Here is an 18,452-nt window from a genome sequence, read left to right as displayed (position 1 = left end):
GCGTCGAACAAATTCACAGCTGGGGCACCGTTAATCATGCGGATGCTGCCGCCAATAAGCAGCAAAGCCGTGACGCGCAGATCCGGGCTTATCTGGCCAGTCGCCTGCCTGACTATATGGTGCCGGCAGCCCTGGTGTTCCTGCCACAGTTGCCATTAACCGCCAACGGGAAAGTGGATCGCAAAGCGCTGATGACGATGGAAGTGCAAGCGGACCTGGTGCGCGATGTCGTGGCTGCCCGCAATCCGACGGAGCAGCAATTACTGCAGATTTGGCAGCAGTTACTGGGCAGTACAGATTTCGGCGTGGAAGACAATTTCTTTGAAATTGGTGGCGATTCGGTGCTGATCCTGAAAATTCACCAGCAAGTTGCCGCGTTATCTCAGGGCAAGCTGACGGTGGTTGATTTGTTTAAGTTCCCGAAAATAGCGCAGTTGGCCGCTCACATTGACAGCCTTGGGCAGCAGCAGCCTGTTGCATCAGCACGTGATCATAAAGCCGCGACCGACAAACAAAAAGCAGCGTTGCAAAAGCGTCGCCAACAAGCCATGGCCAGGGATTGAGGATCATCAATATGGAACTGTATACCGAGGCTTATGCTCAGGATGCTGAGCTGGATGATAACGCTGTTGCCATTATCGGCATGGCCGGTCGTTTCCCAGGTGCCGACAATGTGGAGGAGTTCTGGCAACTGCTGGCGCAGGGGCAGGCCGGGATCCGGCATTTCAGCCTGGAAGAGTTAATGCAGCAAGGGGTTCCGGCGGCGTTGTTACAACAGCCGAACTATGTGCGGGCGGCGGCGGCGTTAAAAGATCCGGCTGGTTTTGATGCGGCTTTTTTTGAGATGACCCAGCGCGAAGCTGAAATCACCGATCCGCAACACCGGTTGTTGCTGGAATGTGCTTATGACGCACTGGAGCATGCCGGTTATGCGCTGGAGCAGGTGCCCGGTGTGGTGTCGGTGTATGCCGGTGTCGGGATGAACACTTATCTCATCAGCAACTTAATGACCAATCCGCAGGTGCTGCAAAGCATGGGGATGCATCAGTTACTGCTGGGCAATGATAAATGTTATGCCACCAGCCGGATTGGTTACAAACTGAATTTGCATGGACCGGCGATCAGTGTGGATACCGCCTGTTCGACCAGCCTGGTTGCCATTGTCACAGGGTATAAAAGCCTGCTGGCTTATGACTGTGATTTGGTGCTGGCCGGTGCGGCCAAAGTTAATGCGGCTGATCTCGGTTATCTGTATGAAGCGGGTGGCATCAATAGTCCGGACGGTTATTGCCGCACTTTTGATGCCGCCGCCGCTGGCACTGTGTTTGGCAGTGGTGCCGGTATGGTGGTGCTGAAACGGTTGCAGGATGCCAGGGCTGATAAAGATCAGATCCTCGGTATTATCCGGGGCGCTGCCATCAATAACGATGGTTCGGAGAAAGTCGGTTTTACCGCGCCCAGCGTCAGTTACCAGGCCGATGTGATTAAATCGGCACTGGCCTTTGCCGCGGTCGATCCGGCGACGGTCAGTTACGTTGAATCTCATGGTACCGGCACGCGGCTGGGCGATCCGGTCGAACTGAGCGCCCTGAGTGAAGCTTTTGCCGGTGTGGCGGCAGGCTCAGTGCTGATCGGTTCGGTGAAACCCAATGTCGGTCATCTGGAGTCTGCGGCCGGAGTCACTAGTCTGATCAAAGTGCTGAAAGCTTTTGAACAACAGCAATTGCCAGCCAGCCTGCATTATCAGCAGCCCAACCCGGCGATCCAGTTTGGCCAGAATCCGTTTCGGGTGGTGACCGAACTCAGTGCCTGGCCGCGCAGCACGCAACCGCGCCGCGCCTGTGTCAGTTCTTTTGGTCTTGGCGGCACCAATGCACATCTGGTGCTGGAAGAACCTCCACTGTTAACACGGGTGCAGGATACCGCAGTGGATCAGCCGGAGTTAGTGCTGCTGTCGGCCAAAACGGCCAGCGCATTACAGCAGGCATTCCTCCGTCTGCAGCACATGCTGGCGACTGGCGTCAGCGCCGAACAACTGAAAGATATGGCCTACACCAGCACAGTGGCCCGACGGCATTATGCCCACCGCAGCAGCGTGGTGATCAGCAGTGCCATGTCCGGGCAGCAAGCCGCGGTGATGGGGCCAGCGGAGCAAGTCGGCCGGCCTGGCAAGATCGCGCTGGTGATGCCAGGACAAGGCAGTCAGTATCCGGGCATGTCAGCCGTGCTGGCCGAACGTTTCAGTGTATTTGCTACTGCCTTGCAGCAGGCTTGTCAGGCCTTTGCCCAGGTGCAGCCAGACCTGCCATTGTGGTCTTTGTTGTGTTGCCGGCAGCCGACAGCGGCCGAGCAGCAGCAGATGATGCAGACTGAGATTGCCCAGGCCGCTATTTTCAGTCATGGCTATGCCATGGCGGCATTATTAGCCTCTTTTGGCGTACGGGCTGATTTGCTATACGGTCATAGTCTGGGGGAATATCTGGCCGTCTGCCTGTCCGGTGCCCTGAGTTTGCCAGCTGCAGCTGAGCTGGTGACCCGCCGTGCTCAATTGATGGCACAGGCGCCGGCTGGTGGTATGCTGGCGATAGCTGCCACTGTAGCGCAGGTGCAGCCATGGTTGCAGCAACTGCAGCTTGATCTGGCGGCGATCAATACTCCCAGCCAACTGGTGGTGGCAGGTCCGTTACCGGCACTGCAGCAGTTGGCCACTGAGCTGACGACCGCTGGCATCAAACATCATCAATTAAAAACCTCCCATGCTTTCCACAGTCGTCTGATGCAACAGGTGCAACCAGCTTTTGCCGCAGTGGTGCAGCAGGTCCGGTTCAGTCAGCCGCACACCAGGCTGATTTCCAGTATCACCGGGCAGGCACTGACCGATGTGTTGTTGTGCCAGCCGGACTACTGGAGTTCACAGTTGACCCGGCCAGTAAATTTTGCCGCCGGTTGCCAGTTATTGGCAAGCCAGGCGCAGTTGGTGATTGATCTGGGGCCATCTGGCGATATGGCGGCGCTGGTCAGTGCCAATCTGGGATCACAATGCCAGGTGGTCAGCCTGTCACCTCATGCCAGGCAACAATTGCCGGCGGATCAGTGTTTCTTGCAAGGGCTGGGCCGGTTATGGGCGTTAGGAGCAGAACCAGATTTGCAGCCGTTGTATCAGCAGCGTGACTGTTATCGCAGCAGCCTGCCCGGTTATGCCTACGACAAAGTCCGTTGCTGGATAGATGCGCCGACAGCCGTCGGCAGCCCACAGTTGCCAGCCCAGACGCCCCAAACACCCCAAACACAGAGTGCCGCCAGTCCGACGCCGCAATCCAGCGCAGAACCCGGCACTGTCGGCCAGCAATTGCAGCAGATTTGGGCTGAGTTGCTTGGGCGCACAGTGATTGCGCCCACGGACAACTTTTTTGAACTGGGCGGGCAGTCTTTACTGGCGACCCGGATGCTGGCGCGGATCCAGGAGCAACTGGGAGTCACCGTCAGTATGGAGCAGTTTTTTGATGCGCCATCCCTGGCGGCACTGACAGACCAGATCATGACCGCCCAGTTACTGGACATGCATGATGCTGACGAGCTGCAGGCACTGCTGGCCGAACTGGCCACGGACGAAACCGCCTAACGAGTGGCAGCGCTGCGCTGAAGTTAACCAACTGAACATGGATATTGCCGATAACACTATGAACAAAGAGCAATTAAAAGCAAAGTTAGCATCGCTGGATCCGGCACAACGTCAGGCGTTATTAGCCCGGTTGCAACAACAGCAAGCGCCGGTGACGGCCGTCGCGGCGGCACAGACCGGTGGCAGTCTGCCGCCAGCACAGGGATCGCTGGCGGTCTCGCATGCCCAGACCCGGATGTGGTTATTTGAAAAAATCAACGGTTCCGGCGCGGCTTACACCATAGTGTCAGCGTTGCACCTGCAGTCTGTGACGACGGCGGCGATTGATGTTGCCGGCATTGAGTGGGCCTTTAATCAGGTCGTCCGCCGGCACGAAATCTTACGCAGTGCCTTTGTGGAACAGCATGGTGTGTTAAAAACCCTGATCCAGCCTGAGCTGCAATTAACCCTGCCGCCTGCGGTGCTGACGCAGTGGCAATTGCCCGCGGATCAGGCTGCGGTGACAGCCCAGATCCTGCAGTGGGCCGCAGTCCCCTTTGAACTCAGTCAGACGCCGCTGTTACAGCTGCGGACCCTCAGTCTGACTGACAACAGCATAGTGCTGGTGCTGCTGATGCATCACATCGTGGCCGACGGCTGGTCATTACGGCTGCTGGAACAAGAACTCAGTCAGTATTATCAGCAATGGCAACTGGCACAACGTCAGCCGGCTGCGGCTTTAGCCGTGCAGTATCAGCATTACGTTGCCTGGGAACAGCAATGGCTGCAGCAGGCTCAGGCCAGCCAGCAACTGGATTACTGGCGGCAACAACTGCAACAGGCACCCACCAGTTTAAGATTGCCGGAGTTACTCAGTCCGCAGCAAGCGCCGCTTGATCTGCGCGCCGCCTCTTATCTGCTGTCATTACCCGCGGCGTTATGCCAGCAAGTGGAACAAGTGGCCACTGAGCGTCAGCTCAGTAGTTTTATGCTGTATCTGGCGGCGCTGAAACTGGTGCTGAGTCATTACAGCGGTGATGAAGATCTGGTGATTGGCACGCCGGTCGCGGCCCGGCGTCACAGCTGGCAACAAGGTTTAATCGGCCTGATGTCCAATACGGTGGCGCTGCGCTCCACAGCCAGCAGTGACTGGTCACTGGCTCAGTATCTGCAGCACCTGCGTCGGCAGTGCCTGGCGGCGTTTGAACATCAGGAATTACCGTTTGAAAAAGTGGTGGATGCAGTTGCACCGGTCAGACAGCAGGATTTGCCACCGTTGTTTCAGGTGTTGTTTGCGTTGCAATCTTCTGCCGACAGTGCGCTGGATTTAGCCGGTCTGCAGATCCAGCCACTGTCACTGCCACGGCATGCCGCGGAGTTTCCGCTGGTGGCTGAGTTATTTTTAACTTCGCAACAAGGTGTCATGAACTGGACCTATCAGCAAACGCGGTTTAGTCCTGAGCAGATTGAGGCGCTGGCTCAGCATCTGGTGCAGATGTTGCAACTACTGTTGACCCGCCCTGAGCTGACGATTGCTGAAGCCGGTCAGCACCTGGCGGGTGCTGCCGCTGCAGTGCCAGCAAGCCCGGAGCTGGCGGGCACCGACTGGTTCAGGCAACAATGTGCTTTACCGGCGACAGGTCTGGTGTGGCTGGACGACAAGCTGCCCGTTGCTGCGGCACACTGGCTACGACAGGTGTTCAGTGACCGGCTGGCGATGACGGCCGATGCCGCCGGCATTTGCTGCCGTTTTGTGCCGGGGATACAACCGGACTATGCAGCAGAGCAGCAGATCCTGGTCAATCCGGCTCCGCAGCAGGATGGTGCCGCGCTCTGGTTGCCCGTGGCTGGTGCTGAGTCTGGCGCTGCAGCTGTGGTACTGTGGCGGCCGCAGACTGCGGCACCGATCCGTTGTGCCTGGCCGTTACGGCTGGTGAATGCCCGGCAGCAACCCCTGGCTACCGGTTTATTTGGTCAGTTACAGGTGTGGCTGGACGGTCAGTGGCACATGCTCGGGCTGCAGGCAGTCCGGCAGCAGGCTGATTTCTGGCTCAGACAACTAGAGCAAGATCATCAGTTGGGTTGGTGTTGTGGCCAGGCTGTTGATGTTGCGGCGATCAGCCTGCAGTTGCAACAGCTGGAGCAGGTGGCCGAAGCCGTGGTGCTGGTGCGGCAGGATCCGCACGGTCAACAAAGCTTGCTGGCTTATCTGGTACCGGCACGTCCGCTTGATCCCCGCCTGCTACAAAGCCTGGCGCAACAGCAACTGGCGACCCTGGGTTATGCCGGGCTGGTGCTGACGGTGACTGTGGTGTCAGAGTTGCCTCGCGATGGCCGGGGCCAGTTGCTGACGGCTCCGTTGCTGGCATTACCGGTGCTGGATAGTTCACTGACTGCGACTCTGACCGCACAGGCTGCCGGCTGGCAGCTGGAACCGGTTCGCACTCCCTTGCCGCAACTGACCTTGCAGCCGCCAGCAGTGGTCGCGACTGCAGCAGCCACCAGCTCACCTGCAGCGCCGGCCGCCGCTGCACTGTTGCAATCGGCCGAATTAACTTATTCCGAAGTCTGGGTGGCTGACTTACTCCGGCAGGCCGCAGCTCAGGCAGAACCGGCCGGTATCACCAGTTTATGGTCCGACAGCGCTGATGGCCACAGTCTGATCAGCAGTGCCAGTTATCTTGATTACCACACTCTGTATCAGCAGGCTCTGCACATCGCCGCTGGCTTGCAGCAATTGGGGGTGGTTGCCGGTGATATTGTTGCCCTGCAACTGGTGGAAGTGCAGGACATACTGCTGGCATTCTGGGGGGCGGTGCTGGCTGGCGCTGTGGTGCTGGATATTGAAATGCCAGCCAATTATCAGGATCCGGCCGATAAAGATGTGCTGAGATTACAGCACGCACTGGCGGCGTTGCCGGTGAAGCTGGCGATCCTGCCTGCTACAATTCCGGCCGGCGCAGCGCAGTTGCTCGGTCAGCAGCAGGCGCTGGTCGTGGCCAGTCTGGCCCCTTTACTGGCCTGCCGGCAACCCTGGCAGCCCGTGCAGCGACAAAGGGATGATGCACTCTTGCTGATGCTGACATCCGGCAGTACCGGCACACCGAAAATTGTGGTGCAAACCCATGGTGCCGTCTGCTACCACGCGCACAGTTTTGCCGCCGCCGCCGGTCTGAACCAGCAGACTGTCTGTTTTAACTGGATGCCGCTGCAGCATGTCGGTGGCATTGTGATGTGTCACACAGTGCCAATGTTATTAAATGCTGCCCAGATCCACTGCCCGACAGCCACTATTGTCAAAAGACCGCTGGATTTGCTGGCCTGCCTCAGCCATTACCGCGCCTCGATGTGCTGGTGTCCGAATTTTGCGTTTACGCTGCTTAATGAAGCGATTGAGGGCACGGATCTGCGGCAACAAGGCTGGGATCTCAGTGCAATGCAGGTGTTGCTCAATGGTGGTGAAGCTGTGGTGCAGAAAACCGTGCAGCAACTGGTCAGCGCCCTGGCCGCTATTGGTCTGCCGGCCAATGCCGTGCACCCAACCTGGGGCATGTCTGAAACCTGTTCTGCCACGTTACTGAATCGTCATTATCAGCCGTTTGCAGTGGCAGAGTCGAATTATGTCTCTGTCGGCACTGCCATTCCTGGTGTGCAGTTCCGGGTGGTGGATGCTGAAGAACGGCTGTTACCGGAAGGTCGCAGTGGCCGGCTGCAAGTGCGGGGTCCAACCGTCACTCCGGGCTATTATCAAAATCCGGCGGTCAATCAGACCGCCTTTACGGCGCAGGGCTGGTTTAACACGGGCGATCTGGCCATGATCACGCAGGGTGAACTGGCGATTGTTGGCCGGGAAAAAGATTTGATCATTATCAATGGCGTGAATTACCACGGTCTGGATATTGAACTCTGCGTGGAAACTTTACCTGACATTCTCAAAGCCCATACCGCGGCTTGTGCGGTCAGACGCCCTACCGATGACACTGACCGGCTGTGTCTGTTTTATACGCCGCAGCCGGAAGTGGCCGATCAGCATCAGCGGATTTGCCAGCAGATCCGGCAACTGACCGGCAAACAGCTGGGAGTGGTGCCTGCGTACATAGTGCCACTGGCGGCGCAGGACTTTCCACGCACATCCATCGGCAAAATTCAGCGCAGTGAGCTGGCGCAGGCTTTTATGGCCGGTGAGTTTGATGCGGCGCTGCCAGGTCAGGATGGTGCTGCCACCGACCAGCTACCGGCCTTTTTCTACCGGCCAATCTGGCGGCCAGAACAACAGTTATGGCAGCGCAGTCGTCCGATACAGGTGGTGGCATTGCTCAGTGCAGCGCAATGGCCGCAGCGGCATCTGCTCAGTTCAGACTGGCTGGCGGTTACCGCCAGCACTTTGCCTGAGCAGTTACCCCAACTGCAAACTCGCGCTGGTGGAGCTCAACTGCAGATCCTGGATTGTCGTTTTTATCAGCATCAGCCGCTCAGCCCCGCTTTGTTAACGGCGGAACAAGGGCTGGCTGCGCTGTGGCAAACCGCCACTGTGCTGTTGCAGCAACTGACCGAACCCTTTGGCTATATCCTGCTGACCGGTCAGCGTGAGTCAGGGACGGCGACGATAGCACCGGTCAGTGCCGGGCTGGCGGCGGCGTTACAGGCGTTGCAGGCAGAATACAGTCAGTTGCGGGCCCGCCACATCTGTCTGGTCAGCGCGGCGGCCGCTACAGTGGAGGGTTGCGGGGTGGTACCTGAGCCTGTCTGGCAACAGAGGCTGACACTGGAATTGCTGCAACCCGCAGCGCTGACGGTGCTACTGAGTCCGACTGAGCGGTTCGTGCAGCGGCTGCAGCCGGTCTTCAGCCGTTCACAAAAACTGACCATGCCAGCCGTGTTGCCAGCGTTGCAGGTGGTGATTGGCGGATTGGGCGGGATCGGCAGTCAGCTGTGTCAGCAACTGCTGGCGCAAGGACAAAGGCTGGTGATTATCGGGCGGCGGCACTGGCAGCAGTTGTCACAACAACCGCAACTGCAGCCGCTGCTGCAGGGGTTGGAAAATTATCCGCAACAATGGTGTTATCTGGCGGCAGATGCCACGGATGCTGAGGCCTTGCAGCAGGCGTTGCGTCAGGCTTGTCAGCAGATGGCGTTACCGCTCGGCCGGGTTTTTTACCTGGCAGGTGAGGCCAGACCGGCGGCGCTGCCACAACAACAGGCCACAGATGTGGCTGCAGTGCTGGCCGCCAAAGTTGATGGTTTATCGGCGTTGCAGCAAGCGCTGCAAGACTGGCCAGCGGCCGAACAGGTACATTTTTGCTCGGCGACGGCCTTACTGGGTGGTCAGCATTATCATGCTTACAGCGTGGCCAATGCCTATCAATGGGCCTTTTGTCAGTCATTACAGCAGCAAGGGAAGCCGGTGCGTTGTTTGTTGTGGTCCATGTGGCAACAACTGGGCATGTCAGCCGGTGCTGAAGATGCTGCAGTCGCCGCTGCCGGTTATCACCTGCTCAGTGCTGAGCAGGGGTGGCTGGCATTACAGGCAGCGCTGAGTCTGGCAGACCGATCAGCGCTGCTGATTGGTCTGGATCAGCATGCCCCGGCGATGCAGCGGCTGGCGTTGCGGCCTTGTGAAGCGCTGTTCAGGCCACGTCTGCCACAGGATTGTGCGCTTGATGCTGTGCCGGCGACGGATCGGTATGGGACTGCAGTTGCATATCTGCTGGCCGCGCAGTCGGCACCCTCGGCACAGGCGCTGGCATCAGATCCGCGTTATTTGCAGCTCCAGGCGGTCTGGGCTGAGGTGTTACAACAGTCAGATCTGACGCCGGACGCCAACTTTTTTGCGTTGGGTGGTGATTCAATTCTGGCGATCCAATGTTCAGCCAGAGCCGCCAGTCATGGCTTGTTTTTCCAGCCACGGGCTTTGTTTGAGCAACAAACATTAGCCGGCTTGTTGCAGGTGATGACCGCGCAGCAGGTGACCGGGGAGCAGGAGACTATTCAGGGCACAGTGCCACTGATGCCGATGCAGCGCTGGTTTTTTGCCCAGAATTTCAGTCACGCCGCCCAGATGAATCAATCGGTGTTACTCAGCGCTCCCAGTGCGCTGACTCAGCCGCAACTGCAGCAGGCGTTGCAGCAATTACTGCAGTATCACGATGGGTTACGGGCTCAGTTCAGCCAGCAGCAGGATGGGCAATGGCAGCAAAGCTATGCAGCAACCGCAGTACTGGATTTGCAATGGCTGACGGTACCGGAACTGGCGGAGGCAGAATTTAATCAGCTACTGCTGCAGCATTGTGAGCGGCTGCAGGCGTCGTTACAACTGTCGGCTGCACCTTTGCTGAAAGCGTTTTATCTTGATGCAGCAGATCCGGCACAGCGTCGGTTATTCCTGGCCGTGCATCATCTGGTGATTGATGGTGTGTCCTGGCGCATTCTGGTGGAAGACCTGAACCGGTTGCTGGCGGACCAGAGCGGGCAGCCAGCGACGACAGTGCTGGGGCCCAAATCCCACAGCATCCGGCAATGGCATAGCGCCGTGCAGCACTATCTGACCGGTCCACGGGCCGCCGAACAGGCGAATTACTGGCAACTGGCCACTGCGGCCCCTGCTGCCATGCCGCCGGCGGACTTAGCCGGCAGTAATTTACGCCGCGATGAAACTCAGCTGGAGCTTGAATTTGACAGTGCGCTGACCGACACCCTGTTCCGTCAGTTGCCGGTGGCGCATGGCATCAGCGCGGATGATTTGTTATTAACGGCACTGGCGGTGGCGTTCGAGCGCTGGAGCGGTGAGCGCACTTTTGCCGTGCTGATGGAAGGTCATGGCCGGGAATTGCCAGCTGGCATGGAAGCGCTGGACCTGACCCGCACGCTGGGCTGGTTTACCGCGATGTATCCGCTGTACCTGACCACGGCCGGTCACTCTACGCTGGCCCAGCGGGTGCTGGACACTCACCGGCAACGCCAGTTAGTGCCGGATGGGGGCGTCAGCTATCAGTGGCTACGCACGCTTGGCACTGAGAGGCAGCAACAGCAATTGGCGGCAGCGCTGCCGGCCATTAGTTACAACTATCTGGGCCGTTTCGAGGCGAGCGCTGCGCAGGGCTTCAGTTTTGCCGCCGAGGCGACCGGTCGTCAGATCGCTGCCGAGCAACACAGGCCAAACGAAATCGATATTGTGGGCCGCATTTTGGCTGGCAAAGCCGCTTTTGCTTTTATCTACAGCAGTTGTCGTTATTCCACCGCGCAGATGGCGACTTTTGTCGGCTATTTCCGCCAGGCGCTGACGGACATTGCTGGCCTTAGTTCGATGGACTGGCAGTTGGCCAGCAGCCAGCCAGCGCTGATCTGTGGCGATGGGGTTTCGGCCAGTATGCTGACCGAACTCAGTCAGGCTGATCCGGCCCTGAGCGAGCGGGTGTCGCATCTGTTAGCGGTCACGCCGGTGCAACTGGGGGTGATTTTTGAAACCCTGCTCAGTGAGCAGGGGGTCTATGTGTCACAACTGGTGAACGACCTGAGTGGTCAGCTCAACCCATCAGCCTTACAGGCGGCCTGGCAGGATGTGGTGAATGTTCACAGTATCTACCGCACCGGTTTTGTCGTCACCGCACAGGGTCAGTACCTGCAACGGGTGGAGCGGACTGTCCGGTTACCTTTCCAGCAGGATGACTGGCGCCACTTATCGGCGGCGGCACAGGATCAGGCGTTTGAGCAACTGCTACAGGCGGACCGCGCGCAGGGCTTTACGCTGTCGGCGCCGCCATTACTCAGGATCACGCTGTTACGGCTGGCAGATCAGCGCTACCGGATGCTGATGACAGAACATCATACCGTCAGTGACGGCTGGTCACGCGGACTGGTGTTGTCGCAGGTAGCGGCCCGGTACCGGCTGCATGCCGCAGAGACCGCTGCTGCCACCCCATTACCGGTGGCGGCGCAGTACCATGATTATGTCTACTGGCTGAACCGGGTCGATCGTCAGGCGGCAGCCCGCTACTGGCGTCAATTACCTTTGCAGCAGCAGACCGTCAGCCTGTTGGCCGGACAACAACCGCGGTCAGCCACTGGTTCATCGTCGGCTGGTTATCAGTATCAATTACCGCTTCAGCTCAGCGCCGCGTTGCAGCAGGCCGCCCGCAGTGCACAAGTCACACTGAATGCCGTGGCGCAGGCTGGCTGGGCGCTGTTGCTGCACTGTTATACCGCGGATTCTGCGGTGGTCTATGCCACCACTCACTCGGGGCGGCCTGCCACTTTAGCTGGCGTGGAGAGCATTGTCGGGCCTTTGATCAATACCTTGCCGGTACTGGCAGAGCTGACGCCGGACCAGACAGTGCAGGACCTGCTCAGCAGCCTGCAACAGCAACTATTGCAGCTCAGTGAGTATGGCTATGTGTCGATGGCTGACATTGCTGAGCTCCAGCAACGGCGCGATCTCAGTGCCTTACTGCAAACCTTGTTTGTGTTCGAAAACTTTCCGCTGACCGCGCCCCTGGCCAGTCATGCGGCGGATTTGCACATTGATTCAGTGCGCAGTATCGACAGTACCGAATACCCGCTGACGATGTCGATGGTGCCGGATCAGGCGATCAAATTGCTGGTGTATTACCTGACGGCACAATTCAGTGCCAGCCAAGTGGCACAGCTATGCGCAGATTACGCCCAGGTGTTGCAGGTCCTTTGTCAGTCGCTCAGTGAACCGCTGAGTCAGGTGCACTGGCTGGCAGCACCCCGCAGCCGCGAGCTGGCGCAGTTGCGCGCTGCGCGGCAGCCGTCTGCCAGCAATGCCGGGGCAACTGCTGCCGCCAGCGTTGCTGATATTGAAATGTTTGAGTTTTAACTAACGGAATTGACTGAGTATGACTTCGCAATTATTACAACAATTAAGGGATCTGGGCATTGGCATTTATCCTGAAGATGGCAGGCTGAAAACCAAATCCAGAAAACATGCGATGACTGCTGAACTGGCACACCAGATCAGTCAGCAAAAAGATCAGTGCCTGACTTTACTTGGCCAATTATTCCCTTCGGGTCTGACGACGGCCCGGGTGGATGCAGAACTGGCCTATTATCGCGATAAATGGCAAGGGGCACCGCAGCGCCACCAGCTCCCCCAAAGGCCAACGACAGGCAGTACAGAACCATGGCAACAGTTGCAGCAGCAAGTCAAAGCGGCCGTTGCCAGCCAGTGGCAGCAAGCGGCAGCTCAGCTTGGTCTGACGCTGGAACAGTGGTTAAGATCGGCTTATCTGGTGTGGCTGGCGCGCTGGAGTTATCAGGATGATCTGACACTGGTCGTCAGTACTGCACTGCCAGAGACGGGGCTGGCCGCGACCGAACCGCTGGCTTATCAGCTGTTACCCTGGCGTGGTACGGTCAGCACTGAGCACAGCTTTGATACCCTGGCGGCCAGCTTCAGCGCCGCAGTGGCTGAATTACAGCAGTATCAGGTGCTGGGGTTTGCCGCGCTGGATCAGTTGCTGACCCCGGCCGAGCTGGCCAGGCCACAGTCGCTGTGTCAGTTGTTGTTTTGTTATCAGACGCCTGCGGCTTGCTGGCAGCAGTTATCGCAGCTGGAGCTGGTGTTAGCCATCAGTCATCCGCTGGACTGCAGCACAGTCCAGCTGAGCTGGCAGGCGCAAAGCCACTGTGTTGATTTGCCGTTACTGCAGCATTTTGCCGACAGTTATCTGACGCTGCTGGACAGTCTGGCACAGGCCCCTGCGCAGGCGATCAGCAGCATCCCGCTGCTGACCAGCACCGCCAGTCAGCAACGGCTGGAGCAGTATGCCGCCCGGCAGCAATTTGTGGTGGAAGAAGGCATCCATCAGCGTGTTGCTAGATTGGCGCTGATGTATCCACAGCAGATTGCGGTCCGTTGTGGTGAACAGCAGCTGACTTACCAGCAACTGATGCAGCAGGTGAATCGGCTGGCGTACCGGCTACAGGCTGTCGGTGTGCAACCAGACAGTCTGGTTGGCCTTTGTGTCGAACGTTCGGTCTGGTCGGTGGTCGGCATTCTTGGCATTCTGACCGCTGGCGCTGCTTATTTACCGCTGGATAGTGCTTATCCGGCTGAGCGGCTTAGTTTTATGCTGCAAGACAGTGCGGCAGCCTTGGTACTGACCGACAGCGTGCACGCGCAAGCGTCTTTTCTGGCCGGTATCCCTCAACTGGAGATCAGTCAGGCGATAGCGCAGACGGATGAGGCTGCGCAGCCGTCCTCAGCGCTGTTTCAGCCGACCCAGCTGGCTTATGTCATCTATACCTCGGGTTCGACCGGCCAGCCAAAAGGCGTGCTGATTGAACACCGGCATGTGATGCGGCTGATGGCTGCGGCAGAACAACATTTCAGTTTCGGTCCGGCCGATCGCTGGTCGGTGTTTCATTCGTTCTCGTTCGACTTTTCGGTCTGGGAGTTATGGGGCGCGTTATTTTATGGCGGCACTGCCCTGGTGGTGGAACGCCATCTGGCGATGGATCCGGCCGCGTTTTATCAATGGGTGGCTGAGCAGCAGATCACAGTGCTGAATCAGACGCCATCTGCCTTCGAACGTTTTTCCCGCGCTGATGCCACGGCCGCACAGGCGCTGGCCCTGCGCTACATTATTTTTGGCGGCGAAGCGCTGAATTTACCCAGTCTGCAGTCCTGGACTGACCGGCATCAGGATGAGCAGCCTGCACTGATCAATATGTATGGGATCACCGAAACCACAGTGCATGTGACCTATCGCCGGATCCGGCAGGCGGATATCCGCGCTGGCAACGGCAGCCTGATTGGACAGCCACTGGCGGATTTATCCGCTTATGTGCTGGACCCACGGCAACAGCCGGTCCCTGCCGGCATGGTTGGTGAGTTGTATGTCGGTGGCGCCGGGGTGGCGCGTGGTTATTTAAACCGGCCAGAACTGACTGCGCAACGTTTTCTGCCATCGCCCTGGCAGCCGGCTGAAGTGTTATATCGCACCGGCGATTTGGTCCGCAGTCTGGACAGCGGTGAGCTGGTTTATGTCGGCCGGATTGACCATCAGGTCAAGCTGCGTGGTTTCCGGATCGAACTGGGTGAAATCGAAGCGCTGCTGGCGGCCACCGTCTGGGTCGAAAATGCCTGTGTCCTCGTGCATGGCGAACTGGCCGACGAACAACGGTTGGTGGCTTATGTGACTGCAGCCAGCCAGCCAGCTGTGACTGCGGCCACATTGCCTGGCTTATTACGGCAGGCTTTGCAGAGCCAGTTGCCTGATTTTATGCTGCCATCTGCTTTTGTGTTGCTGCCGGAGTTTCCGCTGACCGTCAACGGCAAAGTCGATAAAGCAAAATTGCCAGCGCCGGTGTTTGGCGCAGCACAGACCGACTATGTGGCTGCGGTGACAGGGCAGGAGCAACAGTTGGCAGCAATCTGGGCCCAGGTGCTGGCGGTGCCACAGGTCGGGCTGACCGACAATTTCTTCAGTCTGGGTGGGGATTCGATGCGCGCTATTCCGTTAGTGGCGCAAATGAAAGCGGTTGGGGTGAATGCCGGGATCCGCCAGTTATATCAGGCGCCGACTATTGCCGAACTGCTGCAACTGACTGCGCAGCAGGAAGTCATCGCGTTACCTGAGCTGGCTGCTTTTGCCTTGCTGTCGGCGGAGCAATTGGCGGCGCTGGCGCGGCAGTTTGACCTGACACAGCTGCAGGACGCCTATCCGATGACCCGGTTGCAACAAGGCATGGTGGCGCAGAATCTGCTGGCCCAGCAGCAGGGAACTTATCATGACTTACTGGGTTATCACTTACATCTGCCGTGGGATGAAACTTGTTTCCGCCATGCTTTGCAGGCGCTGGTGGCCCGGCATGACATCCTCAGAACGGTGTTTTCTTTCGGCGTGGATCATGCGCTGCAGGTGGTCCGGACTGAACTTGAGCCAGGCCTGACCGTGCTTGATCTGCGATCACTGGATACCAGGGCGCAGGAAGCCTGGCTGGATCAGTGGATTGACAGCGAAAAGACCCAGAGTTTTGCGCTGGAACAGCGTTTGTGGCAATTGTTTATTCACCGGCGTACCGATCAGAGTTTTCAGTACACCTTGGATTTCCACCATGCCTTACTGGATGGCTGGAGCGTGGCAGCCCTGAACAGTCAGTTACTGCACCATTATTTAGCACTGTTACAACAGCAACCAGCGCCAGCCGTGCCGGCTGCCTTGCCTTATAAATATTTCAGTTATCTGGAGCAGCAGGCCCTGCAGGAACAGTTCAGCCGCGATTGGTGGCAGCAACAACTGGCAGATGCCCAGGTGCCCTGGTGGAGTGGCCGGGCGAAACACAGCACCCACCGCGCCGTTTGTCTGCTGCAAGGAGAGACTGCGCTGCAAATCAGGCAGCTTGCCAGGCAGTGGCAAGTCACGGAAAAAAGTGTGCTGCTTGCCACCTATCTGGTGCTGATGGCGTTGCTCAGTGGCAAAAAAGATATCACCACTGCGGTGGTGGTCAATGCCCGACCTGAATTTGCCGGCAGCGAGCATACACTGGGGCTGTTTCTGAATTCATTACCTTTGCGGCTTAATATCCGCCAGCAAAGCTGGCTGCAAATTGTGCAGGCCGTGCATGCCAGGGCGCAGGATATCCAGCGGGTGAAACATTATCCGCTGGCGGCTGTGCAACAAGATGCCGGGCTGGATTTTTCCGCCTCGATTTTTAACTACGTGGAATTACATCAGTACGAACAACTGGATCCGCAACTGAAAGTGGAAAGCGGCCGCGCTTTTGATGACAAGGATTATCTGTTTAGCCTGGAGATTTACAAAATGCCAGCTGGCGCTGAGTCTGGCTATGAAGTGCGTTTTGATGTGGAACAGCAGATTTTTCCGGCAGAATTTTTACAGCGGATCACCGGCTATTATCAGCGGATAGTGCAGAGTCTGGTGCAGGGACAGCCAGGGGTATTAAGGCTGGCTGATTTTATCGGCGCAGAAGAGCGCCAGTTGTTGCTGCAACATTGGAATGCGACAGCGCAGCAGTGGCCGGCAGCGTCTGGTATTACCGCTTATATTGAGCAGCAGGTCGCGCGGGCTCCCACGGCGGAAGCGGCGGTTTATCAGCAACAAAGTCTGAGTTATCAGCAACTGAATCAGCAGGCGAACCAGCTGGCGCACTGGTTGCGGGCGCAGGGCATCCGGCCGGATATGGCGGTTGGTTTATGTATGCAGCGGTCATTGTCGCTGGTGGTCGCCATCCTTGGCATCCTGAAAGCGGGTGCTGCTTATGTGCCGTTAGAGCCAGGGTTACCGACCGATCGCCTGCATTACATGATCAAGGACGCCGCTTTGTCGCTGATTATCACGCAGCAGGCACAGCTGACAGTGCTGGCTGATACTGTGCGGATCGTCGCGCTGGACAGTGCCGCATTTGCCGCCGAACTGGCGACTTATTCGCCGCAGGATCCGGTCAGTACCGACAATTCGCCTGATCAACTGGCGTATATTTTTTATACCTCAGGCTCAACCGGTCAGCCAAAAGGGGTGATGTGTACCCAACGCGGTCTGGTCAATCGGATGTTATGGGGACAGTCGTTCTTTCAGTTCGGCCCTACCGATCGTTTTCTGCAGAAAACCCCTTTTATGTTTGATATTTCGATCTGCGAATTTATCGCTCCGTTGCTCTGTGGTGGCTGTATTGTGCTGCCTGAGCCAGATGGACACAAAGACCCGCATTACCTGCAACAACTGATGATAGCGCAGCAGGTGACCGTAGCGCATTTTGTGCCCACCATGCTCAGTACCTTTTTAGCCACAGTGGATATCGCCCAGTGTCAGCAGTTACGACTGGTGATCAATGGGGGAGAAGAAATGTCGAAGGAGCTGAATGACAGGTTCTTCGCCAGTGGCACGCAAAGTGCTTATTACAATCTTTATGGCCCGACCGAAGCTGCCATTGAAAGCAGCTACTGGCGCTGCAGTGCTGATTCGACGCTCGCTTTTGTGCCAATTGGCAAGCCGATCGCCAATACCCAGCTGTATGTGCTGAATGACGACGCAGAGCTGCTGCCGGCCGGTGTGGAAGGTGAGTTGCATATTGGCGGCGCAGGCCTGGCCAGGGGCTATCTGAACCTGGCTGAAACCAGCCGGCAAAAGTTTATGCAGTCGCCTTTTGCCGCAGACGGCGAGGCCAGGCTGTATAAAACCGGTGATCTGGCCCGCTGGTTACCCGATGGTCAGATGCAGTATCTGGGCCGACTGGATGATCAGGTCAAAATCAATGGTCACCGCATCGAACTGGGGGAAATTAAAGCCAAACTGCTGCAATTGCCGCAAGTCAAGGACGTGGTCGTGCTGGCACAGCGTGAGCAGGCCAGCAGCCGTATTGTGGCTTATGTGGTGGCCAATGACCCAGCAGCCTTGTCCGGCCCGCTGGCGTTTATCCGGCAACTGAAAGCCGAGCTGCGTCAGCAACTGCCGTTATACATGATCCCGGCGCAGTTGCAGTTGCTTGCAGCGCTGCCGCTGCTGAACAACGGTAAAGTCAATAAAAAAGCCCTACCACCAATCCGGTTACAGCAGGACAGCTATCAGTTGCCGACGACAGCGACCGGGCTACAGCTGGCCAGCCTCTGGCAGCAGTTGCTGGATTTACCGCAGCCGGTCAGCGCCGACGCTAACTTCTTTGAACTCGGTGGTCAGTCGTTACTGGCGATCCGGTTGCTCAATGAAATCAGACTGGCGTTTGGTGTGCTGGTGCCTTTTACCCAGTTATACGAACACCAGCAGTTATCTGCCCTGGCCGCTTATATCGATCTGCTGCAACTGAGTGGGCTCACCACCTTTACGCCACAGGATGCACTGGCAGACAACGAAACAGAAGTATTACTTTAGGA

Annotated in this window: 4 protein-coding genes; all 4 read left to right on the top strand. The window is 57.7% G+C overall.

Features of this window, described 5'->3' with window-relative positions:
• Positions 1-191 precede the first annotated feature (191 nt).
• From AC53GJ_RS21075 to AC53GJ_RS21060, 4 genes are read left to right on the top strand one after another with little or no spacing between them, the layout of a single operon-like run.
• On the top strand, positions 192-563 hold the full coding sequence (locus tag AC53GJ_RS21075) for a phosphopantetheine-binding protein (protein WP_496732832.1): 372 nt from the start codon (positions 192-194) through the stop codon (positions 561-563).
• Positions 564-574: 11 nt separating this feature from the next.
• Positions 575-3,622 carry a type I polyketide synthase gene (locus AC53GJ_RS21070; protein WP_496730371.1) on the top strand — a complete coding sequence of 1,016 codons (3,048 nt, stop codon included), beginning with the start codon at positions 575-577 and terminating at the stop codon, positions 3,620-3,622.
• Between the two features lie 37 nt (positions 3,623-3,659).
• Positions 3,660-12,437, top strand: a complete 8,778-nt coding sequence (locus AC53GJ_RS21065; protein ID WP_496730370.1) for an SDR family NAD(P)-dependent oxidoreductase — start codon at positions 3,660-3,662, stop codon at positions 12,435-12,437.
• 19 nt (positions 12,438-12,456) lie between these two features.
• Positions 12,457-18,450: an amino acid adenylation domain-containing protein gene (locus AC53GJ_RS21060; RefSeq protein WP_496730369.1), complete on the top strand. Its 5,994-nt coding sequence runs from the start codon at positions 12,457-12,459 to the stop codon at positions 18,448-18,450.
• Positions 18,451-18,452: the final 2 nt, after the last annotated feature.

The sequence above is a fragment of the Rheinheimera sp. B2H12 genome (assembly GCF_059620065.1).
Note: the sequence above shows the minus strand (reverse complement) of the source record. Positions and strands in the feature narration are given on the sequence as shown.

Coding starts and splice junctions, on each gene's coding strand:
- AC53GJ_RS21065 (WP_496730370.1), top strand. CDS start 3,660: ATGGATATTGCCGATAACACTATGAACAAAGAGCAATTAAAAGCAAAG.
- AC53GJ_RS21070 (WP_496730371.1), top strand. CDS start 575: ATGGAACTGTATACCGAGGCTTATGCTCAGGATGCTGAGCTGGATGAT.
- AC53GJ_RS21060 (WP_496730369.1), top strand. CDS start 12,457: ATGACTTCGCAATTATTACAACAATTAAGGGATCTGGGCATTGGCATT.
- AC53GJ_RS21075 (WP_496732832.1), top strand. CDS start 192: ATGACGATGGAAGTGCAAGCGGACCTGGTGCGCGATGTCGTGGCTGCC.